This window comes from Streptomyces sp. NPDC102467, from assembly GCF_044765445.1.
Taxonomy (GTDB): Bacteria; Actinomycetota; Actinomycetes; order Streptomycetales; family Streptomycetaceae; genus Streptomyces.
The window spans coordinates 243,502-262,541 of the sequence record NZ_JBIWKA010000010.1 but is presented as its reverse complement, the minus strand read 5'-3'; the positions used below and the strand labels follow the sequence as shown (position 1 = coordinate 262,541).

Annotated in this window: 19 protein-coding genes and 3 pseudogenes; 8 read left to right on the top strand and 14 right to left on the bottom strand. The window is 68.3% G+C overall.

The features are described 5' to 3' along the window. Window positions 1-39: 39 nt before the first annotated feature. Window positions 40-1,566, bottom strand: a pseudogene (locus tag ACIREE_RS22605) (glycoside hydrolase family 30 beta sandwich domain-containing protein); the annotation flags it as partial. A 108-nt stretch (window positions 1,567-1,674) separates the two neighbouring features. Between ACIREE_RS22605 and ACIREE_RS22600 the strand changes: the two are divergent. After that, complete coding sequence (locus tag ACIREE_RS22600; protein ID WP_404154878.1) at window positions 1,675-3,030, top strand: hypothetical protein; 1,356 nt, start codon at window positions 1,675-1,677, stop codon at window positions 3,028-3,030. 18 nt (window positions 3,031-3,048) lie between these two features. Here the strand turns inward: ACIREE_RS22600 and ACIREE_RS22595 are convergent, their stop codons facing one another. The 3 genes from ACIREE_RS22595 to ACIREE_RS22585 are packed head-to-tail and all read right to left on the bottom strand — an operon-like array spanning window position 3,049 to window position 5,481. Continuing rightward, entirely contained in the window at window positions 3,049-4,422 is a 1,374-nt protein-coding gene (locus ACIREE_RS22595; protein ID WP_404154875.1) for an oxidoreductase, read from the bottom strand. Beyond that, entirely contained in the window at window positions 4,406-4,750 is a 345-nt protein-coding gene (locus ACIREE_RS22590) for a DUF397 domain-containing protein (protein WP_404154873.1), read from the bottom strand. Before ACIREE_RS22590 ends, ACIREE_RS22595 begins: the two co-directional genes overlap by 17 nt. Next, window positions 4,747-5,481: a helix-turn-helix transcriptional regulator gene (locus ACIREE_RS22585; protein ID WP_404154869.1), complete on the bottom strand. Its 735-nt coding sequence runs from the start codon at window positions 5,479-5,481 to the stop codon at window positions 4,747-4,749. The genes ACIREE_RS22590 and ACIREE_RS22585 overlap by 4 nt, the downstream gene beginning before the upstream one ends. A gap of 186 nt (window positions 5,482-5,667) precedes the next feature. On the opposite strand from ACIREE_RS22585, the pseudogene ACIREE_RS22580 reads away from it, so the two are divergent. After that, window positions 5,668-6,063 (top strand): annotated as a pseudogene (locus tag ACIREE_RS22580) (ATP-binding protein). On the opposite strand, the gene ACIREE_RS22575 reads toward ACIREE_RS22580, so the two are convergent. Continuing rightward, window positions 6,057-7,637 carry a cytochrome bc complex cytochrome b subunit gene (locus tag ACIREE_RS22575; RefSeq protein ID WP_404154866.1) on the bottom strand — a complete coding sequence of 527 codons (1,581 nt, stop codon included), beginning with the start codon at window positions 7,635-7,637 and terminating at the stop codon, window positions 6,057-6,059. The pseudogene ACIREE_RS22580 and the gene ACIREE_RS22575 sit on opposite strands and share 7 nt — an antisense overlap. Window positions 7,638-7,729: 92 nt before the next feature. Here ACIREE_RS22575 and ACIREE_RS22570 point away from each other — a divergent pair. Next, window positions 7,730-8,446 (top strand): annotated as a pseudogene (locus ACIREE_RS22570) (ATP-binding cassette domain-containing protein); the annotation flags it as partial. Window positions 8,447-8,460: 14 nt separating this feature from the next. Here ACIREE_RS22570 and ACIREE_RS22565 read toward each other — a convergent pair. Next, the gene (locus ACIREE_RS22565) at window positions 8,461-9,072 is read right to left on the bottom strand and encodes a YceI family protein (RefSeq protein WP_404154863.1); all 612 of its coding nucleotides are present in this window, start codon (window positions 9,070-9,072) and stop codon (window positions 8,461-8,463) included. Window positions 9,073-9,343: 271 nt separating this feature from the next. On the opposite strand from ACIREE_RS22565, the gene ACIREE_RS22560 reads away from it, so the two are divergent. Beyond that, window positions 9,344-9,853 (top strand): hypothetical protein, encoded by a 510-nt coding sequence (locus tag ACIREE_RS22560; RefSeq protein WP_404154860.1) that lies wholly within the window; start codon window positions 9,344-9,346, stop codon window positions 9,851-9,853. An 18-nt stretch (window positions 9,854-9,871) separates the two neighbouring features. On the opposite strand, the gene ACIREE_RS22555 is transcribed toward ACIREE_RS22560, so the two are convergent. Continuing rightward, window positions 9,872-10,294, bottom strand: a complete 423-nt coding sequence (locus tag ACIREE_RS22555) for a MarR family winged helix-turn-helix transcriptional regulator (protein WP_404154857.1) — start codon at window positions 10,292-10,294, stop codon at window positions 9,872-9,874. A gap of 203 nt (window positions 10,295-10,497) precedes the next feature. Here ACIREE_RS22555 and eno point away from each other — a divergent pair, with 203 nt between their 5' ends. From eno to ACIREE_RS22540, 3 genes are all read left to right on the top strand, one after another. Then, window positions 10,498-11,796, top strand: a complete 1,299-nt coding sequence (gene eno, locus ACIREE_RS22550) for a phosphopyruvate hydratase (protein WP_404154854.1) — start codon at window positions 10,498-10,500, stop codon at window positions 11,794-11,796. Between the two features lie 201 nt (window positions 11,797-11,997). Next, window positions 11,998-13,593, top strand: a complete 1,596-nt coding sequence (locus tag ACIREE_RS22545; protein WP_404154851.1) for an acyl-CoA carboxylase subunit beta — start codon at window positions 11,998-12,000, stop codon at window positions 13,591-13,593. Window positions 13,594-13,622: 29 nt separating this feature from the next. Further along, the gene (locus ACIREE_RS22540) at window positions 13,623-13,811 is read left to right on the top strand and encodes an acyl-CoA carboxylase subunit epsilon (RefSeq protein ID WP_404154849.1); all 189 of its coding nucleotides are present in this window, start codon (window positions 13,623-13,625) and stop codon (window positions 13,809-13,811) included. Window positions 13,812-13,901: 90 nt separating this feature from the next. Here the strand turns inward: ACIREE_RS22540 and ACIREE_RS22535 are convergent, their stop codons facing one another. Genes ACIREE_RS22535 through ACIREE_RS22525 form a run of 3 tightly spaced genes read right to left on the bottom strand, consistent with a single transcriptional unit; the run spans window position 13,902 to window position 15,261 of the window. Beyond that, the gene (locus tag ACIREE_RS22535) at window positions 13,902-14,177 is read right to left on the bottom strand and encodes a DUF397 domain-containing protein (protein ID WP_404154846.1); all 276 of its coding nucleotides are present in this window, start codon (window positions 14,175-14,177) and stop codon (window positions 13,902-13,904) included. Then, window positions 14,174-14,404: a DUF397 domain-containing protein gene (locus tag ACIREE_RS22530; protein WP_404154843.1), complete on the bottom strand. Its 231-nt coding sequence runs from the start codon at window positions 14,402-14,404 to the stop codon at window positions 14,174-14,176. Before ACIREE_RS22530 ends, ACIREE_RS22535 begins: the two co-directional genes overlap by 4 nt. Further along, window positions 14,404-15,261: a helix-turn-helix domain-containing protein gene (locus tag ACIREE_RS22525; protein WP_404154840.1), complete on the bottom strand. Its 858-nt coding sequence runs from the start codon at window positions 15,259-15,261 to the stop codon at window positions 14,404-14,406. The genes ACIREE_RS22530 and ACIREE_RS22525 overlap by 1 nt, the downstream gene beginning before the upstream one ends. 173 nt (window positions 15,262-15,434) lie before the next feature. Here ACIREE_RS22525 and ACIREE_RS22520 point away from each other — a divergent pair, with 173 nt between their 5' ends. Further along, on the top strand, window positions 15,435-15,872 hold the full coding sequence (locus ACIREE_RS22520; RefSeq protein WP_404154838.1) for an ATP-binding protein: 438 nt from the start codon (window positions 15,435-15,437) through the stop codon (window positions 15,870-15,872). A 466-nt stretch (window positions 15,873-16,338) separates the two neighbouring features. Here the strand turns inward: ACIREE_RS22520 and ACIREE_RS22515 are convergent, their stop codons facing one another. The 4 genes from ACIREE_RS22515 to ACIREE_RS22500 form a co-directional block, all read right to left on the bottom strand. After that, on the bottom strand, window positions 16,339-16,815 hold the full coding sequence (locus ACIREE_RS22515; RefSeq protein ID WP_404154835.1) for an RNA polymerase sigma factor: 477 nt from the start codon (window positions 16,813-16,815) through the stop codon (window positions 16,339-16,341). A 553-nt stretch (window positions 16,816-17,368) separates the two neighbouring features. Then, window positions 17,369-17,959: an ATP/GTP-binding protein gene (locus ACIREE_RS22510; protein ID WP_363196416.1), complete on the bottom strand. Its 591-nt coding sequence runs from the start codon at window positions 17,957-17,959 to the stop codon at window positions 17,369-17,371. After that, window positions 17,940-18,527 (bottom strand): DUF742 domain-containing protein, encoded by a 588-nt coding sequence (locus ACIREE_RS22505; RefSeq protein WP_404154832.1) that lies wholly within the window; start codon window positions 18,525-18,527, stop codon window positions 17,940-17,942. Before ACIREE_RS22505 ends, ACIREE_RS22510 begins: the two co-directional genes overlap by 20 nt. 93 nt (window positions 18,528-18,620) lie before the next feature. Continuing rightward, a complete protein-coding gene (locus tag ACIREE_RS22500; protein ID WP_053725133.1) occupies window positions 18,621-19,034 on the bottom strand; it encodes a roadblock/LC7 domain-containing protein in 414 nt (137 codons plus the stop codon). Between the last annotated feature and the right edge of the window lie 6 nt (window positions 19,035-19,040).

The window sequence follows — 19,040 nt, the reverse complement described above, 5'->3', positions numbered from 1 at the left end:
CCGGACCCCGCTCCTCGATCGCCGGAGGGGCCGGATCTAAGCCTGCCCCCCGCTCCACGTGAAGGTCGCCGACGTCTTGCCCGGCAGGGAGTAAGTGGCGTGCTGCCCGCCCCAGTTGACGGTGACGTTCTTCGCGCTCGACGCGTCGTTGTAGGCGATCAGCGCCTTCGAACCGTCCGGGTTGCGCCACGCGACGTTCGGCACGGTGGTCGACGCGGTCGAGGCGATCCGCGACGCACCCGGCCGCACGAACTTCGTCAGGTGCCCCATCGTGTAGTACTCGATGTTGTAGTCGACCTGCCCGGAGCGGCCGTCCCCGTTGTGGACGGTGATGAGCCCGTCGCACGTGCCGCAACCGCCGTTGTGCGGGCCCCTGTTCTGGTCCACGGCCAGCGACCACTTGGTCACCGACTTCGCCCAGTTACGGGTGTAGTCGATGATGTTCGTCATGTCCTCGCGCTGCTGGTTCGCGATCCAGGTGCCGCCGGAGTGCTCGGTCTGGAAGGCGCCCAGCTGCGGGTACTTGTTGTGGATCTCGGTCTGTTTGGCGACGTCACCGCCGTAGCCGTGCCAGGCGATACCGCCGAAGTTCGGGTGGGAGCGCACGGCCGCGTCGTCGACGGTCGGCGCCGCGTACGCGTCGTAGGTGTCCCAGTTCCAGTCGTGCGCGAGGACCTTGGTCTTCACGCCCGCGCCCGCCAGCTTCGGCAGCAGCTCGCTCTTGGTGAAGTACGCGAGCCCGGAGCCGTTCCAGCTCATCGACGGGTACCCGGAGCAGCACGTCGGCTCGTTCTGCGCGGTGACGTAGTCGATGGGGACACCGGCCGCCTGGTACGCCTGGATGTACTTCACGAAGTAGCTCGCGTAGGCCCCGTAGTCCTCGGCCTTCAGCCAGCCGCCGTTGAGCTGCCCGCTGTCCTTCATCCAGGCGGGCGCGGTCCACGGCGAGGCCATCACGGTGGCGGCGGGGTTGAGCTGCTTGGCCTGCTTGGTCAGGGGCAGCACGTCGGCCTGGTCGTGCGCGAGGGAGAACTTGGCCAGCGACGGATCGCTCTGCCCGGCCGGTACGTCGTCGTACGTGTACCCGGAGCGGGCGAGGTCGGAGCCGCCCATGGGGTTGCGGATGAAGGAGAGCCCGATGCCCTCGGTCGGCGAGAACAGCTTCTTCATCGTCGCGTCGCGGGTGGCCCCCGACAGGGCGCCGCTGCTGTTCATCAGCCAGGCGGCGGTGTCGGTGAAGGAGGCGCCGCCGCCGGTGAACGTCTGGTACTTGGTGTTCTCGTCGACGGTGATCGCGGTGCCGCTGCCGCCGGTGCCCGACTGGAACGAGACCGGGGTCTGCTGCTGCAGCCCCCGCGTGACATGGCGGCCGCCGCTGTCGTCGGTGGTGGTGAGATAGACGGAGACCTGTTCGCCCGCGGCGTGCGCCGTGGTGGCGCCCGCGCCGGCGAGGCCCGCGGTGGTCAGGGCTCCGGCCAATAGCAGTCTGGTCAGGCGTGCAGCGCGGGTGGGGGGTTTTGTGGGGGTGCGCACGATGCCTCCTGTATCCCAACAGTCAACTCTCATGGCTTATTTCAAGACGTGAGTTAAAGGGCGTTCCATGCCCGCGTCAAGACTTCACGTCGCGAACGCCCCGATCCGTCATTCACACCCCGGCTGGGTTAGCGTCGAGGTATGAGGCCCCTCCTCGCGGCCCTCGCCGCTCCGCTGCTCGCCCTCGGCGCGACGCTCACCGTCGCGCCCGCCGCCTCCGCCGCGACGGACGTCTCCACCGTGGCGGACGCCCTCGAAAAGAGCCCGGTCTATGTCGATCCGGCCGCCGCCGGGGGCCTGACCTCGACGGATGTCGACGCGCTCAAGAAAAAGATCAAGGATGCGGACAAGCCGGTGATGGTGGCGGTGCTGCCCGCCGACTTCCCGAAACAGGACCTGTTCAACGACCTCCGTACGAAGACGGGGGTCGTCGGCGTGTACGGGGTGCGGCTCGGTGACGCCTTCGACGCGCGCGCCGATCACCAGGTCATGTCGAACGACGCCGTTCACAACCTGACGACGAGTGTCCGCGGCGAGCCGGTGAAGCGGCAGCTCGACGACTTCGTCGACACGGCGGTCCGTACGGCCAAGGGCTCGGCTCCGTCGTCCTGGGGCGGCGGCGACAAGGCCGGCGGGGGGTCGCACGCCGGTGCGCTGATCGGCGTCGGCGTGGTCGTCGTGGCCGGTGGCGCGGGCGTGTACGCCCTGACCCGCCGCAACCGGCGCCGCCGCGAGGAGGAACAGCGCCAGGCCCTCGACAAGCTGCGGGTCGTGGTCGACGAGGACATCACCGCGTTCGGCGAAGAGCTCGACCGGCTCGACTTCCATCCGGCGGAGGCGGGCGCCGACGACGCGATGCGCGCGGATTACGAGCGGGCGCTCGACGCGTACGAGAAGGCCAAGCAGTACATGGCCGCTGCTCAGCGCCCCGAGGACGTCCGGGGTGTCACGCAGGCGCTGGAGGACGGCCGTTTCTCCCTCGCCCTGCTGGCCGCCCGCCGCGAGGGCCGCCCGCTGCCGGAACGCCGGGCGCCGTGCTTCTTCGACCCGCGCCACGGCCCCTCGGTCGAGGACGCCCGGTGGACACCGGCCGGCGGGGCGCCCCGCGAGGTCCCGGTGTGCGCGGCGGACGCGACCCGGCTGCGGGACGGGGTCGAGCCGATGGTGCGCACGGTCGACACCGGCGCGGGTGAGCGCCGCCCGTACTACGACGCGGGCCCGATGTACGGCCCGTGGGCCGGCGGCTACTTCGGCGGCGGCATCCTGCCCGGCCTGCTCGTCGGCACGGTGCTCGGCTCGATGATGTCGAGCCCCGCGTACGCCGCCGACTACGGCTCCGGGTACGGCGACTTCGGCGGCGACGCCGGGTACGACGGCGGCGACTACTCCGGAGCGGACTTCGACTCGTCGGACTTCGGCGGCGGCTTCGGTGACGGAGGCGGCGGAGACTTTGGCGGTGGCAGCGGCGGCGGTGACTTCGGGGGTGGCGGCTTCTGAGCGCCGCGCGGGGCGTTCCTAGTTCCGGCTGAGCGCCCGCGTCACTCCGGCAAGCACGGTCGTCGTCAGCACCCAGCCGAGGGCGATCAGTAGGTACGCGAGCCCCTGGACGCCGCCCTCGGCCCAGTGCCAGCCGTCCCGCTGGCCGAGCCCGCCCACCGGGATCAGCAGGTCGAGCGTGTACGCGACCGGGTTGAACGGTGCGCCCTCGCCCGCCTTGTTCGGCAGGGGAGTATGGGTGTGGAAGACGAGCGAGCCGAGCAGGGTGAGCAGCATCAGCCAGATCCCGGCGATCCACGGCCGGTACCCGTACCCCACGGTCGCCTCGAGCAGCCAGCCCCACACCCGCCCCAGCGGGCGCTGAGTGCCGCGCCGTCTTCGCTCCCGCACCAGCAGGACCCGCCGCGCCTCGTCCTCGTGCCCCAACCTCCGGTAGTACGCGGCCAATTGCTCGTACGGCTGCGGTGCGAACGCGGGCTGCAGGCGCAGCCACGCCAGCCGGTTCGCGGTGTCCTCGCGCTGGGTGGCCGCCGACGACTCCATCCAGTCGTACGTCAGGCCGTCCAGACCCAGCGGGGCGCGCCACGTGGCCGGCCGGTCCTGGATGCGGGTCGCGCGGGCATTACGCAGGTTCACGCCGCCAGCAGGCGGTCGGGCGAACCGCAGGTCCAAAGCCTCCACCTGCGCGCCGACCGCCATCAACGACGAGCCCACGCCGAGGAGTTCGGCATCATGGAACGTCAGCAGGTCCTCGATCCGCGCCCCGCGCAGCCGCACCCGCCCCTCGGCCCGGAACCCCTCGTGCAGCCGGACCGTCGAAGCCCGCACCCCGTCCCCGTTGAACGCGATCTCCTCCGGGGCGCCGACCACGATCCGGGCCCCGCGCATCCACAGCCCGCCCGCCAACTCGGCGCCCGGCACCAGCACTTGGCCGTGCGCGACGAACCCGTTCTCGCAGAAGACTCCGCCCTGGATGACGAGACCGCCCGCGTTCAGCGCGATCTCCTCCGTCGTGACCAGGTGCGCCCCGTCGAGCCGCAGCCCGCCCGCTATGTGTGCGTGGACGATGTTCACCGCGCCGCGACGGCCCCCGGTGATCGTCGACCCCCGCAGGTCGAGCCGCCCGCCGATCTGCGCGGTCGGCGCCACGAACCCGGGCAGCACGCAGTCGGTGACGGTGAACGCCAGCGTGCTCGCGCCCTCCAGCGTCATCGGCCCGTCGAACCGACACCCCTCGAACCGCACCAGCCGCCGGATCTCGGCCCCGTCCAGCGCGAGCGCTCCCCGTACGCGGGCGCCCCGCAGTATGTAGGGGTCCGGCCCCGCGTCAGGATCGAGAATCTCCCGTCTGACACTCTCGGCGCTTACGCTCCGCTCAGGGGCGGGTGGCATGGGTGCGCAGGAATGCGGTCCAGGTGTCGGGGGTGACGGTGAGCACGGCTCCGGTGGCGGGGTTGTTCTTGGAGTCGCGGATGTGGATGGCGGTGGGGTGGGTGGCGACCTCCAGGCAGTTGCCGCCCTGGTCGGTGCTGTATGGCGACTTCCGCCAGCCGCTAGCGACCTCGAGACAATTGCCGCCGTTGTCGCCGCTGTAGGTCGACTTCTGCCAGTCGCAGGCGACTTCGAGGCAATCGCCGCCTTGGCTGCCGCTGTAGCTGGACTTGAACCACGCGAGGTCGGTGGTTGCGCGGCCGTGTGGTCGTGCTGCGGTGTCCATCATGCTCCTAGCAGTCCGTCCAGCAAGCGTGCGCTCTCGTCGGGCGATAGTGCCTGTGACCGCAGCATTCCATACTTGAGTTGGAGCGAGTGCACCTCGTCGGCGTCTTCGACGAGGGCGCTGATGCACTGGTCCTCCAGGTAAGCCACGCTGTCGTGGTCGACCGTCTCGACCAGCACCATCGGGCCGCTGAGCCCGGCGTGCGGTCGCCGCAGAGTAGGCATGATCTGGATGCCCATGCATTGGAGTTCGCCCAGTTCGACAACCCGACGGACCTGCGCCCGCATCACATCCGGGTCGCCGACGGGGCGGTGAAAGGCCACCTCCTCGATGATGAAGTTGCACCAAGGCGGGTGCTCACGCTCCCAGATCGCCTGCCGCTCCAAACGCCCGGCGAGCCAGTCCTCCAGCGTCTCGTCCTCGATCGGCGGATAACTGGAATCGAAGACTGCGCGCATGTACTCCGGCGTCTGCAGTAGTCCGGGCACGACCTGGGTCTCGTACGTCTGGATCGCGCGCGCCTGCTGCTCCAGCTCCACCAGATCGGCCACGAATAGCGGGAACTTCTCCCGGGCTGGAATCTTGGCCACCGCGACCTTCAACGAGCCCCGGGTATCGAAGAGTTCATCGAGAGACTCGGCCAGCGCCAGGCTAACCGGCCTCCGCCCCTGCTCGATCGACGCCACCTTGTCCTGACTCACGCGCAGCCGGTCGGCCAACTCGGCCTGCGTCATCCCAGCGTGCTATCGGTAGTTGGCGATCTGAGCCCCGATCGCATGCCACGAAGTCACCTGCTTCTTCAAAAAATACGCGCACCGTTCCCCTCCTCAACCCGTCCCGACCGGCGCGGACTCGTACAAATGCAGATGTACGACCTGCCGCGCTGCCGAAGCGCATCGCACAGGCGCAACAGTCACCGCATGGATCAACACCCGCTGCAGCGCGAGGCGTTCTACCGACGCGAACGCAAATCGATCCCCACGGCTCGCGCGTTCACGGCGTGGGCCCTTGACGACTGGCATGCAATTGAACGCTGTGACGATGTACTCCTGTGCGTGAGCGAACTGGCGACCAACGCACTGCTGCACGGCACCCCGTAGGGCAGAGGTTTCCGGCTGCACATCGCGATGTGCGAGCACCGGGTCATCCGGATCGAGGTGGAGGACAGCGGAGACGGCACGGTCGCCGCCGACGCACCGGGGCCCGAGGCCGAACATGGCCGCGGGCTGCACCTCGTGGCGGCGCTCGCCGACAAGTGGGGCATCGCCGGGCGAAACCCGGGGAAGATCGTGTGGTGCGAGTTCGGGAGTCAGTGACGTGCGGACCCGGGCTCCAACTCCTCCCGCCGAGCCTTGGGAATCCGGGACCCTTCCCCGTACATCCACTGCGACAACGCGACCCGCAACCGCTGCACGGCCCGCACACGCCGCCGCACCCCGTGTTCGTCCGTGTCCGGGAGGGCTTCCAGCGCGGCAGGCTGCTCATGCTGGGTCAGGCGGTACAACTCCCCGGCTTCCAGGGGCTCGTGGGCCTCCACGTACTCACCGTGGGGCAGGCGCTTGATGATCCCCGTCTCCCGCCCGTGCAGCACCTTGTCCCGGTCGCGGCGCTGCAAGCCCAGGCAGATCCGTTTCGTGACGACGTACGCGAGGACGGGTCCGGCGATCAGCGCCACCCGCGCGAACCAGGTGATGGCGTTCACGGAGAGGTGGAAGCGCGTGGCCCAGAGGTCGTTGCCGCCGGCCCCCATCGCCACGAAGAACCCGGTCAGCCAGGCGACACCGAGTCCCGTACGGACAGGCCGATTTCGAGGCCGGTCGAGAAGATGGTGTTCGCGGCGGTCGCCGGTGATCCACGCCTCGATGAACGGCCACACCCCGATGAGGGCCAGCCACAGCGGGAACGCGACGAGCGGGACGAGAATGCCGAGGTTGAGGGTGTGGCCCCAGTAGGCGATCTCCCAGCCGGGCATGACGCGCACAAGACCCTCCGCGAATCCGAGGTACCAGTCGGGTTGCGCGCCGGTGGAGACCTGGTCGGGGCGGTAGGGCCCGTACACCCAGACGGGGTTGATCGACGCGATGGCCGCGACCACCGCCACCACCCCGAAGACCAGGAAGAAGAAGCCGCCCGCCTTCGCGACGTAGACGGGGAAGAAGGGCTGGCCGACCACGTTGCGCTCGGTCTTTCCCGGGCCGGGGAACTGGGTGTGCTTGTGGTAGAAGACGAGGATCAGGTGGGTGACGACGAGCGCCGCCATGATGCCCGGCAGCAGGAGCACGTGGAGAGAGTAGAAGCGGCCCACGATGTCGTTGCCGGGGAACTCGCCGCCGAAGAGGAAGAACGAGAGGTACGTCCCGACGATCGGGACGGAGAGCGTCATGCCCTCGATGAGGCGCATGCCCGCCCCTGACAGCAGGTCGTCGGGGAGCGAGTACCCCAACAGGCCCTCGAACAGGGCGAGAAAGAGCAGCAGCCAGCCGAACAGCCAGTTCAGCTCCCGGGGCTTGCGGAACGAGCCGGTGAAGAAGTGCCGCATCATGTGCACGAACATCGCCGCCACGAAGATCAGCGCGGCCCAGTGGTGGATCTGCCGGATGAGCAGGCCGCCGCGCACGTCGAAGCTGATGTCGAGCGTCGACGAGTACGCCTCCGACATCCGTACGCCGCTCAGCGGCACGTAACTGCCGTTGTACTGAACCTCGTTCATCGAAGGATGGAAGAAGAGCGTCAGGTAGACGCCCGTCAGGATCAGGATGATGAACGTGTAGAGGCAGACCTCGCCCAGCAGGAACGACCAGTGGTCGGGGAAGACCTTCCGCAGGTATTTGCGGCCCAGGCCGTAGATCCCCAGCCGGCCGTCGGCCCAGTCGGCGATGCGCTCGGACATGAATGCCTCCCGTCGGTGCTCACAGTTGTGACGGTGGGGGACGGGTGGAATGTGACATGTGCGCGGAGTTTGTGAGCCAGGTCACGCGGCGAGTGGGGCAGTTGACGGAAGGTTGGGTCGGCCTCAACAGCGGGCTCGCGGTGATCGCCCGCATCTCGGAGATCGAGGACCTTCCGGGAGAGGAGCAACAAGTCGGCTACGCAGGGGAGTTGGTGTCCGGGCCCGTCCGGGTCGCGTTCCGCGACGTCGTCTTCCGGTACGACGAGACCCGCGCCCCCGCGCACGACGGCGTCACCTTCGAGGCCCCGGCCGGCGGCCTCACCGCGCTCGTCGGCCCGTCCGGCGCCGGCAAGTCCACGGTCTTCGCCCTGCTGGAACGCTTCTACGACCACGACTCCGGCAGCCTCACGGTCGACGGCCGCTGCATCCGCGACTGGCCCCTGCCCGCTCTGCGCGCGGCACTCGGCTACGTGGAACATGGCGCGCCCGTCCTCGCGGGCGCCCTGCGCGACAACCTGCTGTACGCGGCCCCCGAGGCGACGGACCACGACGTACGGGATGCGGTGTCCCGTACCCAACTCGATGATCCGGTGGCCCGGCTCCCGGCAGGCCTCGACACCCCTGTGGGTCACCGTGGAGTACTGCTGGTGATCGCGCACCGGCTGTCCACGGTCGTCGACGCGGACCGCATCGTCGTACTCAAAAAGGGGCGCGCACGTGCCCAGGGAGCCCACCCCGAGCTCCGCGAACGGGGCTGCCGGAACGCCGAGTTGGCGGCCACGCAACTCGTGACCGCCTCAACTCGCTGAACACCCCGGCAGGGTCAGGCGTTCTTGATCGCCGAGATGTCGAAGGTCAGCTTGATCTTGTCGGAGACGAGGACGCCACCGGTCTCCAGCGCCGCGTTCCAGGACAGGCCCCACGCGGAGCGCAGGATCTCGGCCTTGCCCTCGAAACCGGCGCGCTCGTTGCCGAACGGGTCCTTCGCCGAGCCGTTGTACTCAAGGTCGATGGTGAGCGGCTTGGTGGTGCCCAGGATCGACAGGTCACCCGTGATGCGGTAGTCGTCGCCGCCCAGCGCCTCGACGGACGTCGAACGGAACGTCATCGTCGGGAACTCGTCGGTCTTGAAGAAGTCCGCGCTCTTCAGGTGGCCGTCACGGTCGGCGTTGCCCGTGTCGATGCTCGCCATCTGCACGTCGAACGAGGCGGAGGACTTGGCGGGGTCCTCGCCGTCCAGGTGCAGCTCGCCGGTGAAGTCCGAGAAGGCGCCCTTCACGTTCGTCACCATGGCGTGCCGGGCCACGAAGCCGAGCGTCGTGTGCGCGGGGTCGACCGTGTAGTCGCCGGTGACGGCGGCCAGGTCGGGGTTGACCGCGGCGGGGGTCGCGGTGCCGGTGTCGGTGGTCTCGTTCTTGCGGCCGAAGATGCCCATGACGTGCTCCTTGGGGGGACGGGCGGCACGGTGGATGCCGGATGATGTTGAACGTTGAACTATCAACAGAGACGACTCTAGCGCGGAAATGTTCAACCTTCAACATCATCCGCAGCGTGTTTCTGCGATTACACCCCGATTGCGCCCGGGGATCGCGTAGGCGCTCTTCCGGACGCGCGTAGAACCGGGCACCATTCCCTTGCTCCACCTGCATCACAGCCGTCCCACAGCCAGCACGGTCAGCACGGTCAACAGCAGGAAGGAACTCCCCATGCGTATCCGCTCGGCACTCACCGCGCTCGCGCTCACCACCGGCGCCCTCGTCGCCCCGGGCTTCGGCGTCCTCGCCGGCGCGACCGACGCCTTCGCCGCCACCAAGATCAGTCACGCCACCGCGACCTCGATGTTCAGCTCGGTCGGCGTCACCTGGTCGTCCTCCGGAGGCTGTTCGAACCGCAACAACGCGACCTGCACGTCCTTCGACCAGCTCAACCTCGCCACCGCCCAGGGCGCCCAGACCCTCAAGGGCGCCACCGGCTGCGCGCTCAACATCACCGGCGGCACCGAGACCGGCCACGCGAGCGGCACGTACTCGCACTGGAACGGCTACAAGCTCGACTTCGGCAAGAGCACCTGCGTCACGAACTACATCAAGAACACCTTCACCTACATAGGGCTACGCGGTGACGGCGCTCCCCAGTACAAGTCGGGCTCCGGCAACATCTACGCCGACGAGGGCAACCACTGGGACGTCCTCTACTACAACTGCGGCGGCTGCTGAGCTCGCACCTGGGCGGAGCTAGCGCGCGGCGAGACGCTCCATGAGGGCGGCGCCGCGCGCCAGCAACTCCCGCTCCTCGCCGGTCAGTTCGGCCTCGATGGCCTGAGCGAGCCAGCCGGCCCGGCGGCCGCGCTCCGTTTCGAGCGCGGCCCGTCCGGTGTCGGAGAGCTCCACCAGGTGCTTGCGGCCGTCCGTGGGGTGGGGGCGGCGGGTGATCAGGCCCTGCTCCATCAGCAGGCCCACGGCGCGGGCCATCGACTGGGGGCGTACGCGCTGGTCCGCGGCGAGGTCGCTGGTGGTCATGGCGCCGTCGCGGTCGAGGACGCCGAGCACGGCGACCTGCCCGAGCGGAATCCGGTCCTCGTGCTTCACGCGCCGCGTGAGCTTGCCCATCGCGGTACGCAGTTCGGCGGCGACGGCGGCGGATTCCGGGGTGGGCATACGGAACTTTAACCCGCCGGTATCCAGCGAAACCGCACAGCCGACCTGCTGAGCCACGCTGTGCAGCGAGACTGAACAGCACAACTGAACAGAGTGACTGAACAGCCTGACTGAACAGCAATGCTGTAGAGTTTCGCTCCGTCGGGCTCAGCGCCAGCGTCGTCGCAGCCGGGGTCCGGCACGTGACAAGCGAAGGAACTCCCATGCCCGCACCGGCACTTGATTCCACCGTCAAGGACACCGCTGTTCGTTCCGTCACCGCCCGCGCCGTCCTCGACAGCCGCGGCAACCCCACCGTCGAGGTCGATGTCGTCCTCGCCGACGGCTCCCTGGGCCGCGCCGCCGTCCCCTCCGGCGCCTCCACCGGCGCCCGCGAAGCCGTCGAACTGCGCGACGGCGAAGCGGGGCGCTGGCACGGCAAGGGCGTCGACCGGGCGGTGGCGCACGTGAAGGGCGAGATCGCGGCCGCGGTCACCGGGCGCGACGCCGACGACCAGGCCGGTCTCGACGCCACCCTGATCGCCCTCGACGGCACCCCCACCAAGTCCAGGCTCGGCGCCAACGCCCTGCTCGGTGTCTCGCTCGCCGCCGCCAAGGCCGCAGCGGCGGCCCACCGGCTGCCCCTGTACCGCTACCTCGGCGGGGCCGACGCCCGCGTCCTGCCCATGCCGATGATGAACATCGTCAACGGCGGCGCCCACGCCGACAATCCGCTGGACTTCCAGGAGTTCATGATCGCGCCGGTCGGCGCGGCGACCTTCGCCGAAGCCGTCCGGATGGGCTCGGAGGTCTTCCACACGCTGCGCCGCGACCTCCTCGCCGCCGGCCACTCCACCGGCGTCGGCGACGAGGGCGGCTTCGCGCCCGCGCTGCGCACGGCCGAGGAGGCGCTCGACTTCGTCATGGCCGCGATCGAACGCACCGGATACCGGCCGGGCGCCGACATCGGCCTCGTCATGGACCCGGCGTCCTCGGAGTTCTACCGCGACGGCGTGTACGCGTACACCGGCGAAGGCGTCCGCCGCACCTCGGCCGACCAGGTCGACTACCTGGCCAAGCTGATCGACGCCTACCCCGTGGTCTCCGTCGAGGACCCGATGGCGGAGACCGACCTCGACGGCTGGCGGGAGCTGACCGCCCGCGTCGGCGACCGCTGCCAGCTCACCGGCGACGACGTGTTCTGCACGAACGAGGCGTTGGTCAGGGAGGGCATCAGGACCGGGGTGGGCAACGCGGTCCTGGTCAAGGTCAACCAGATCGGTACGCTGACCGAGGCGCTCGGCACCGTCTCCGCGGCCCGCCGGGCCGGCTGGGCCACGGTCATCTCGCACCGCTCGGGCGAGACCGAGGACACGACGATCGCGGACCTGGCGGTGGCCACCGGCTGCGGCCAGATCAAAACGGGTTCCCTGTCGCGCTCCGACCGCACGGCCAAGTACAACCGGCTCATCCGGATCGAGGAGGAGCTGGGAGCGAGCGCCGTCTACGCGTGTACCCAGTAGCCGAAAAGCGCGCTTCCGCTGCGGAGTGTGACGGGTCTCTCATGCGGCATCTTTGTACGACCTCTACAAGCCGACAGGGTCTTGAGCAGTAACTTCAGCTGCACGCGGCCCGGGTTCTGTTCAGGGCTACCAGGAAAACGAGCCGGAGACTGTCCGAAGTCGACGGCCCGTTTTCCTTGGTCGGCTTCGTAAGGTCACTACATGACCGTTTTGGACGAGACCGCCTCCACTCCAGGGGACGAGCCCACCGACGCCCGTGGGCGCGTTGCCGAGCTGCACGCGATTCGTGAGCAGGCGGTGCGCGGACCCAGTGAGAAGGCGACCGCGGCCCAGCGTGCCAAGGGCAAGCTGACGGCGCGCGAGCGTATCGAGCTGCTGTTGGACGAAGGGTCGTTCAACGAGGTCGAGCAGTTGCGCCGGCACCGCGCGGTCGGCTTCGGCCTGGAGGCCAAGAAGCCCTACACGGACGGTGTGATCACCGGCTGGGGCACGGTCGAGGGCCGGACGGTCTTCGTCTACGCGCACGACTTCCGGATCTTCGGTGGCGCGCTGGGCGAGGCCCACGCCACGAAGATCCACAAGATCATGGACATGGCCATCGCGGCCGGTGCGCCGCTGGTCTCGCTGAACGACGGCGCGGGCGCCCGCATCCAGGAGGGTGTCAGTGCCCTTGCCGGGTACGGCGGCATCTTCCAGCGCAACACCAAGGCGTCCGGTGTCATCCCGCAGATCAGCGTGATGCTCGGCCCGTGCGCGGGTGGCGCGGCCTACAGCCCGGCTCTCACCGACTTCGTGTTCATGGTCCGCGAGACCTCGCAGATGTTCATCACCGGACCCGACGTGGTCAAGGCGGTCACCGGCGAGGAGATCACCCAGAACGGCCTGGGCGGCGCCGATGTGCACGCCGAGACCTCGGGCGTCTGCCACTTCGCCTACGACGACGAAGAGACCTGCATCGCCGAGGTCCGCTACCTCCTGTCGATGCTCCCGCAGAACAACCGCGAGAACCCGCCCACCGTCGACTCCGACGACCCGGCGGACCGGCGCGGCGACGTCCTGCTGGACCTGGTCCCGGCGGACGGCAACCGCCCCTACGACATGACCAAGGTCATCGAGGAGCTCGTCGACGACGGCGACTACCTGGAGGTCCACGAGCGCTGGGCGCGCAACATCATCTGCGCCCTGGCCCGCCTGGACGGCCAGGTCGTCGGCATCGTCGCCAACCAGCCGCAGGCCCTCGCGGGCGTCCTGGACATCGAGGCGAGCGAAAAAGCTGCCCGCTTCGTCCAGATGTGCGACGCTTTCAACATCCCCATCGTGACCCTTCTCGACGTCCCGGGCTTCCTTCCCGGGGTCGACCAGGAGCACGGCGGGATCATCCGGCACGGCGCCAAGCTGCTGTACGCGTACTGCAACGCGACCGTGCCGCGGATCTCGCTGATCCTGCGCAAGGCGTACGGAGGTGCCTACATCGTCATGGACTCCCAGTCCATCGGCGCCGACCTCACCTACGCCTGGCCGACCAACGAGATCGCCGTGATGGGCGCCGAGGGCGCGGCCAACGTGATCTTCCGCCGGCAGATCGCCGAGGCCGAGGACCCCGAGGCCATGCGCACCCGCATGGTCAAGGAGTACAAGGCCGAGCTGATGCACCCGTACTACGCGGCCGAACGCGGCCTGGTCGACGACGTCATCGACCCCGCCGAGACCCGCGAGGTACTCGCCCGCTCCCTCGCGATGCTGCGCACCAAGCACGCCGACCTGCCGTCCCGCAAGCACGGCAACCCGCCGCAGTAGCGGCACCTACTCGTAGGAGACCTGCCCCTATGTCCATGCCTGACATCCGTGTCGAGAAGGGCCACGCCGAGCCCGAGGAGGTCGCGGCCATCACCGCGATCCTGCTGGCCCGCGCCGCCACCGCACCTGTCGCGCCCGCCCGCGGCCGCGACAAGGCCGGCTGGCGCCGCCTGGAGCGCCAGTACGGCTTCCGCGCGCCGCACTCCTGGCAGGGCTGAGCGCCTGTCTCCGGCCCGCCCGCGCCCCGCAGAAAGTGAGCCCCGCCCGAACCGGGCGGGGCTCACTTTCTGCGTGCGTCAGGCGCCTACTCAGTCGAACTCGCCGTGCAGCGCCCCCAGCCTGAAGGCCTCCCACTCCCGGGCGTTGAACCGCAGGACGAGTCCTCGCGGGTCCGCCGGGTTGCGCATGGCCACTCCTCCGTCTCCGAGCGCGGCGACCTCCACAGGCCCGTCCGCGGGGCCGCCCGGGGCGCTTCGCCACTGGACATCGGAGAGGTCGAGAGAGTACAGGTGTGCCTTTTCCCGCTCGATGTCGAAGTCGATCTCGATATCGGAGGAAAGGGTGTCCGTCGTTGGCGTGCTCATAGCGACAAAGCCCCCGAGTTTACGCCTTCAACAAATGCCAGCCATGCTGGGGAATCGAAGACGATCGCTCCGGACTCCCGGTTCTTCGTATCGCGGACCGCCCGCAGGTTCGAAGATAGTGTTGCGTGTTCGACACATCCGTTGGATGCGCCGCTGAAAGTGCTCTTGTGCCACACCGCTGACCCGATTTCGAGGTATGCCGCGGTGGGTGCGGAAGTGGGGGGCATCACGACCCGCTTTCATGCTTGATTCGGTCTTTGATGTACTGACGGGACTGGGCCGGAGAAAGTGCGCCGGCCGTCAGGTCGTCCCAGGCCTTGGTGTACATCTCCACGTCGGGGCGTTGCTCAAGGAGCGTGCCACCGGTCATATGCTCCAACCATGCCACCTGTACCGAAGGTTCTCCGCGCATGGTGAAGAGCGTGTACGGAGCGTACTGCGCCAGAGGCAAGGTTATGTCCAGGGGCAGAACCTGGATGGTGACATTGGGCAACTCACCTGTTTCTATCAGGTGTTCAAACTGTTCATCGATCAACTCTTGCGGCCCGGGAATCCGGTGCAACGCGGCGGTGTCGATGACAACTCTCAGGCGGAATTCTGCAGACCCGCTGAGTAGATCCTTGCGCTTCAGTCGAGTCTTCACAAGGGGTTCGACTCGATCCGCTTCCGCTCCTGCGGTGAATATCTCACGCATATATGCCTCTGTCTGCAACAGCCCAGGTAGCACCGACGGTTCAAAAGACCGCACGAGCGAAGAATCCGATTCCAGCGTCAGGTAGTCGCGCAAGTCGTCGCTGAGGAGCGGCCCTTGTCCGGACCACCAGTCGACCTGGTGGACGTCCTTGGCCAGCCGCTTGAGGTTGGCCCGCTGCTTCTCGTCCACGACACCGTACAGATTGAGCAAAGTTGTCAGATCCAGCTGGCGAATGCCGCGTTTGCCCGTCTCGATCTGACTGATTTTGGGTTGTCCGCACTCGAGTGCCAAGGCCGCGTCGTTGACCTTCAGGCCGGCATCGGTGCGCAGTTGGCGCAGCTCGGCACCGAGGCGGCGGCTGCGCATGGTGGGCATCTCGCTCTGGGACATGGCCACATGATGTCCCGCCCCTTCCGGCCACACAACTGTCATATGCGTTTCCCTCCCAACGGCATAGTACTCGAGCGTAATACTTGCCTCAGCAATACTTTCGGATACATGATGCTCACGCAACGTGCAGTGTCTGCAAGCGAGTTGACCGCTACGCGACCCCCGGAGGGGTAATGCCGGACCAGCCAACGGATGAGGTCGATGTGATCGATCGGCCGTGTGCGATCCGTATGGAGTACAGCCCGCAACGCCTGGAGCAGATCCGCAGGATCGTGGGCGCCCGCCTGCGCTGCTGGGGGCTGCAGAAGCTGGTCTACGACACCTCGTTCGTCGCGACGGAGCTGTGCAGCAACGTGCGGCACTGTGACGACAGCATGTTCGAGTTCGTCATGCGTCGGACCGACGGTGGCGTCCGCCTCGAAGTGACGGACTCGTCGCCCGAGTTGGTGGTGATACCCACCGAGCCGCCCGACTTCATGTCGACCGGCGGCCGAGGCCTGTTCCTGGTGGCCGCCCAGGCCTCCGCGGTCGGTATGACCCCGACGCCCACCGGAAAGGTGGTGTGGGCCGAACTGGCGCTGGGCGACGTCGACACCGACGTGTCCGGCTGACCGGGCAGGCCCTTTCCGGGCCCGCAGGGAGCAATCCGACGCCACCGTCGCCACTGTCCTACGGGGCAGCGGCGACGGTGGCGTCGCTGTGTGTCTGTGCGTATGCATTCGAATCCTCTGCGTGTTCGCTCAGGGGCGTGCGGATCCCCGCGATTCGACCGGGTGGTGCCGGGGCCGGTGAGCGAGAAGAGCGGCAGGCATCCGCGTGCTGGGCCCTGTGAGAGGGCGACACGGAAGGGCTGGGCCCGTCCTCGCGCGACCGGTTCTGCATCGACCGGTGAACGCGGGTGTGGACGCGACCGAAGGACACGCACGAGCCGGCTCCGTCTGTGCGGAGCCGCGTGTCCGGTGGGTGCGTCCGCGCCGGGGGCCTGGGCGCGCCTTCCGCGCGGGGCGGAAGGTGGTGCGGGGAACTCCTCGCGCCGGATGGCTGCCAGGAGTTGCCGAGGAGCGCGGCTGCGAGCAGCTACGGGTGTGCGGTCTCCGTGACGAGGCAGGAGAGCTTGCGGATGCCGCGGTGGGCGGCCGTGCGCACGGCACCGACGCGCTTGCCGAGGATGCCGGCCGCGCGCTTGGCGTCGAGTCCGACGACGGCGAGCAGCATCACTGCCTCCGCCTGCTGGCGCGGAAGCTGGGCCACCAGGGCCATGGCCCGCTCGGTGCCGATGGTGCTCAGGGCCTGCTCGGACGTGTCGTCCGGGGCGGGCCGTTCGCCCATCTCCGAGACGTCGTCGATGGACTCGGGGCGGCGCTTGCGCCAACGGATGTGGTCCAGCGCCCTGTTGCGCACGATCCGATTGCACCAACCGTGGAAGCCCGCGCCGTCACCCCGGAACTTGTGCAGGTCCCGGGCGATCTGGAGCCAGCTGTCGGAGAGCACGTCCTCGGCTTCCGTCACGCCCACCAGGGCGCGCGCGTACGGAAGGAGTCGGGGCTGCAGCATCTCGTAGACGGTACGGAAAGCCCGTTCGTCGCCTTCCTGTGCCTCGCGAAGCGCGTCGTGCAGCGGGTGCTGCTCCGAGGCACAGGCACTTCCCGGCGGCTCGGGCCGCGGACTTGGAGGCCTTTCGGGTCTCGCCACGACGGCACCGACTCTGGTAGCCCTGGCGCCCGGGTGGGACAAACTCATCGGATGGCTCCGCTTCCTGCTCTCATATCGCCCTTAGTTAGGGCGGACATCGCACATCGTCCCGCCCCCACAAGGTGAGCGCGAGAGCGAGCGAAATCATCACAGTGGCAGGTATGCAGATCCGGTCAGACTCGGTACCGGACATCTCGGACGAACTCAACCTATAGCCAAAGGTATTACTGCCCGTACGCGCAAGTGTCCGGACACAACACGCATGTGAGGGACGTGCGGACCTGGCCGGAGGAGACCGCCCGAGCATGGCCGAGAGGTGGCGCCGGATTCCAATTGGCAACGACGGCGCGGAGAACAGAATCGCCCCGCTGGTGCACACCAGCGGGGCGAAGGTACAAGACGGACCATGGTCCGGCTAGCGCAGGCGCGCCATCAACGCGTGCTCGACCAAGGTGATCAACGAAGACTTTGCATCTGCACGGTGTCGCGCGTCCGTCGTGATGATCGGGGTGTCCGGGCCGATCTGCAGCGCTTCACGGACCTCGTCAGGGCCGTAGGGCTGGCTGCCGTCGAAGCCGTTGAGGGCGATGACGAACGGCAGGCCGGAGTTCTCGAAGTAGTCGACCGCCGGGAAGCAGTCCGCGAGGCGGCGCGTGTCCACCAGGACGATGGCGCCGATCGCGCCGCGCACCAGGTCGTCCCACATGAACCAGAAACGGTCCTGGCCCGGCGTGCCGAACAGGTACAGGATCAGATCCTGGTCGAGCGTGATGCGGCCGAAGTCCATGGCGACCGTCGTGGTCGTCTTGTCCCCGGTGTGGGTCAGGTCGTCGATGCCCGCGGACGCGGACGTCATGACGGCCTCGGTGCGCAGCGGGTTGATCTCCGACACGGCGCCGACGAACGTCGTCTTGCCGACGCCGAAGCCGCCCGCCACCACGATCTTCGCGGACGTGGTGGAGCGACTTTGAGCAACCGGCCCTCCGCTAGAGCTTGCGAAGTCCACTGAGCACCCTTTCGAGCAAGGTCACGTCTGGCTGGCCGCCGGCGCTGTCGTCGCCGCCGGGCTGATGGATGGCGACCAGGCCCGCTTCCGCCAAGTCGGCGACGAGAATCCTGGCCACGCCGAGGGGGATGGTGAGCAGGGCCGAAATTTCGGCCACCGACTTGATCTCTCGGCAGAGATGGCAGATCCGCTGGTGCTCGGGCAGTTGGCCCTGCAACTGGTGCGGCTGCGCGGTGGTGTGCACCAGCGCCTCGATGGCGAGCTGGTAGCGCGGCCTGGTGCGGCCGCCCGTCATGGCGTACGGGCGCACCAGGGGATTGTTGGCGGCGGGCGCGGGCCTCGCGTCAGGACGCGGCTGCGGCTGCACGGGCTGGATGCGGGGCGCGGGCGGCTGGTCGTAAGGACCGGGCTGCCGGGTGGGCCGGGCGTGGCTCGGCGTGGAGGGGAAGTTGTACCGGTTCTGCGAACCATCGTCACGACCCGCGCCGGGCTGACCCTGACCCTGGGCAGGGCCGTAGGGCGGCCAATGGGCCGACGAACCGCTCGGGGGTGTTGCTGAACCAGACACGTACTCCTCCTCCGACTGCGCTGGGCACCATCACTGTGGAGCCGCGTCCCGAAACTTTACGGCCACGAGGCGCGAAAACGCACCGCCTGTCTGTTAGTTGAGAAGGCTTCCCTGGAGCTCCGCACGCAGGTCGGGCGTGAGAACCGAACCCGCACGGTCGACAAGAAGGGCCATCTCGTACCCAACGAGACCAATGTCCGCCTCGGGGTGTGCAAGGACGGCAAGAGAAGAACCGTCGGATACGGACATGATGAAGAGGAATCCTCGCTCCATCTCCACAACTGTCTGGTTCACCGCGCCTCCCTCGAAGATGCGGGACGCGCCCGCGGTCAACGAGGTCAGTCCCGACGCGACCGCCGCCAGCTGGTCGGCGCGGTCACGGGGGAACCCTTCGGACATCGCCAGAAGAAGTCCGTCGGCGGAGACCACCACGGTGTGGGACACCCCGGGGGTGTTGTCCACGAAGTTCGTGATCAACCAGTTCAGGTTCTGTGCCGCCTGGCTCATCGGGCT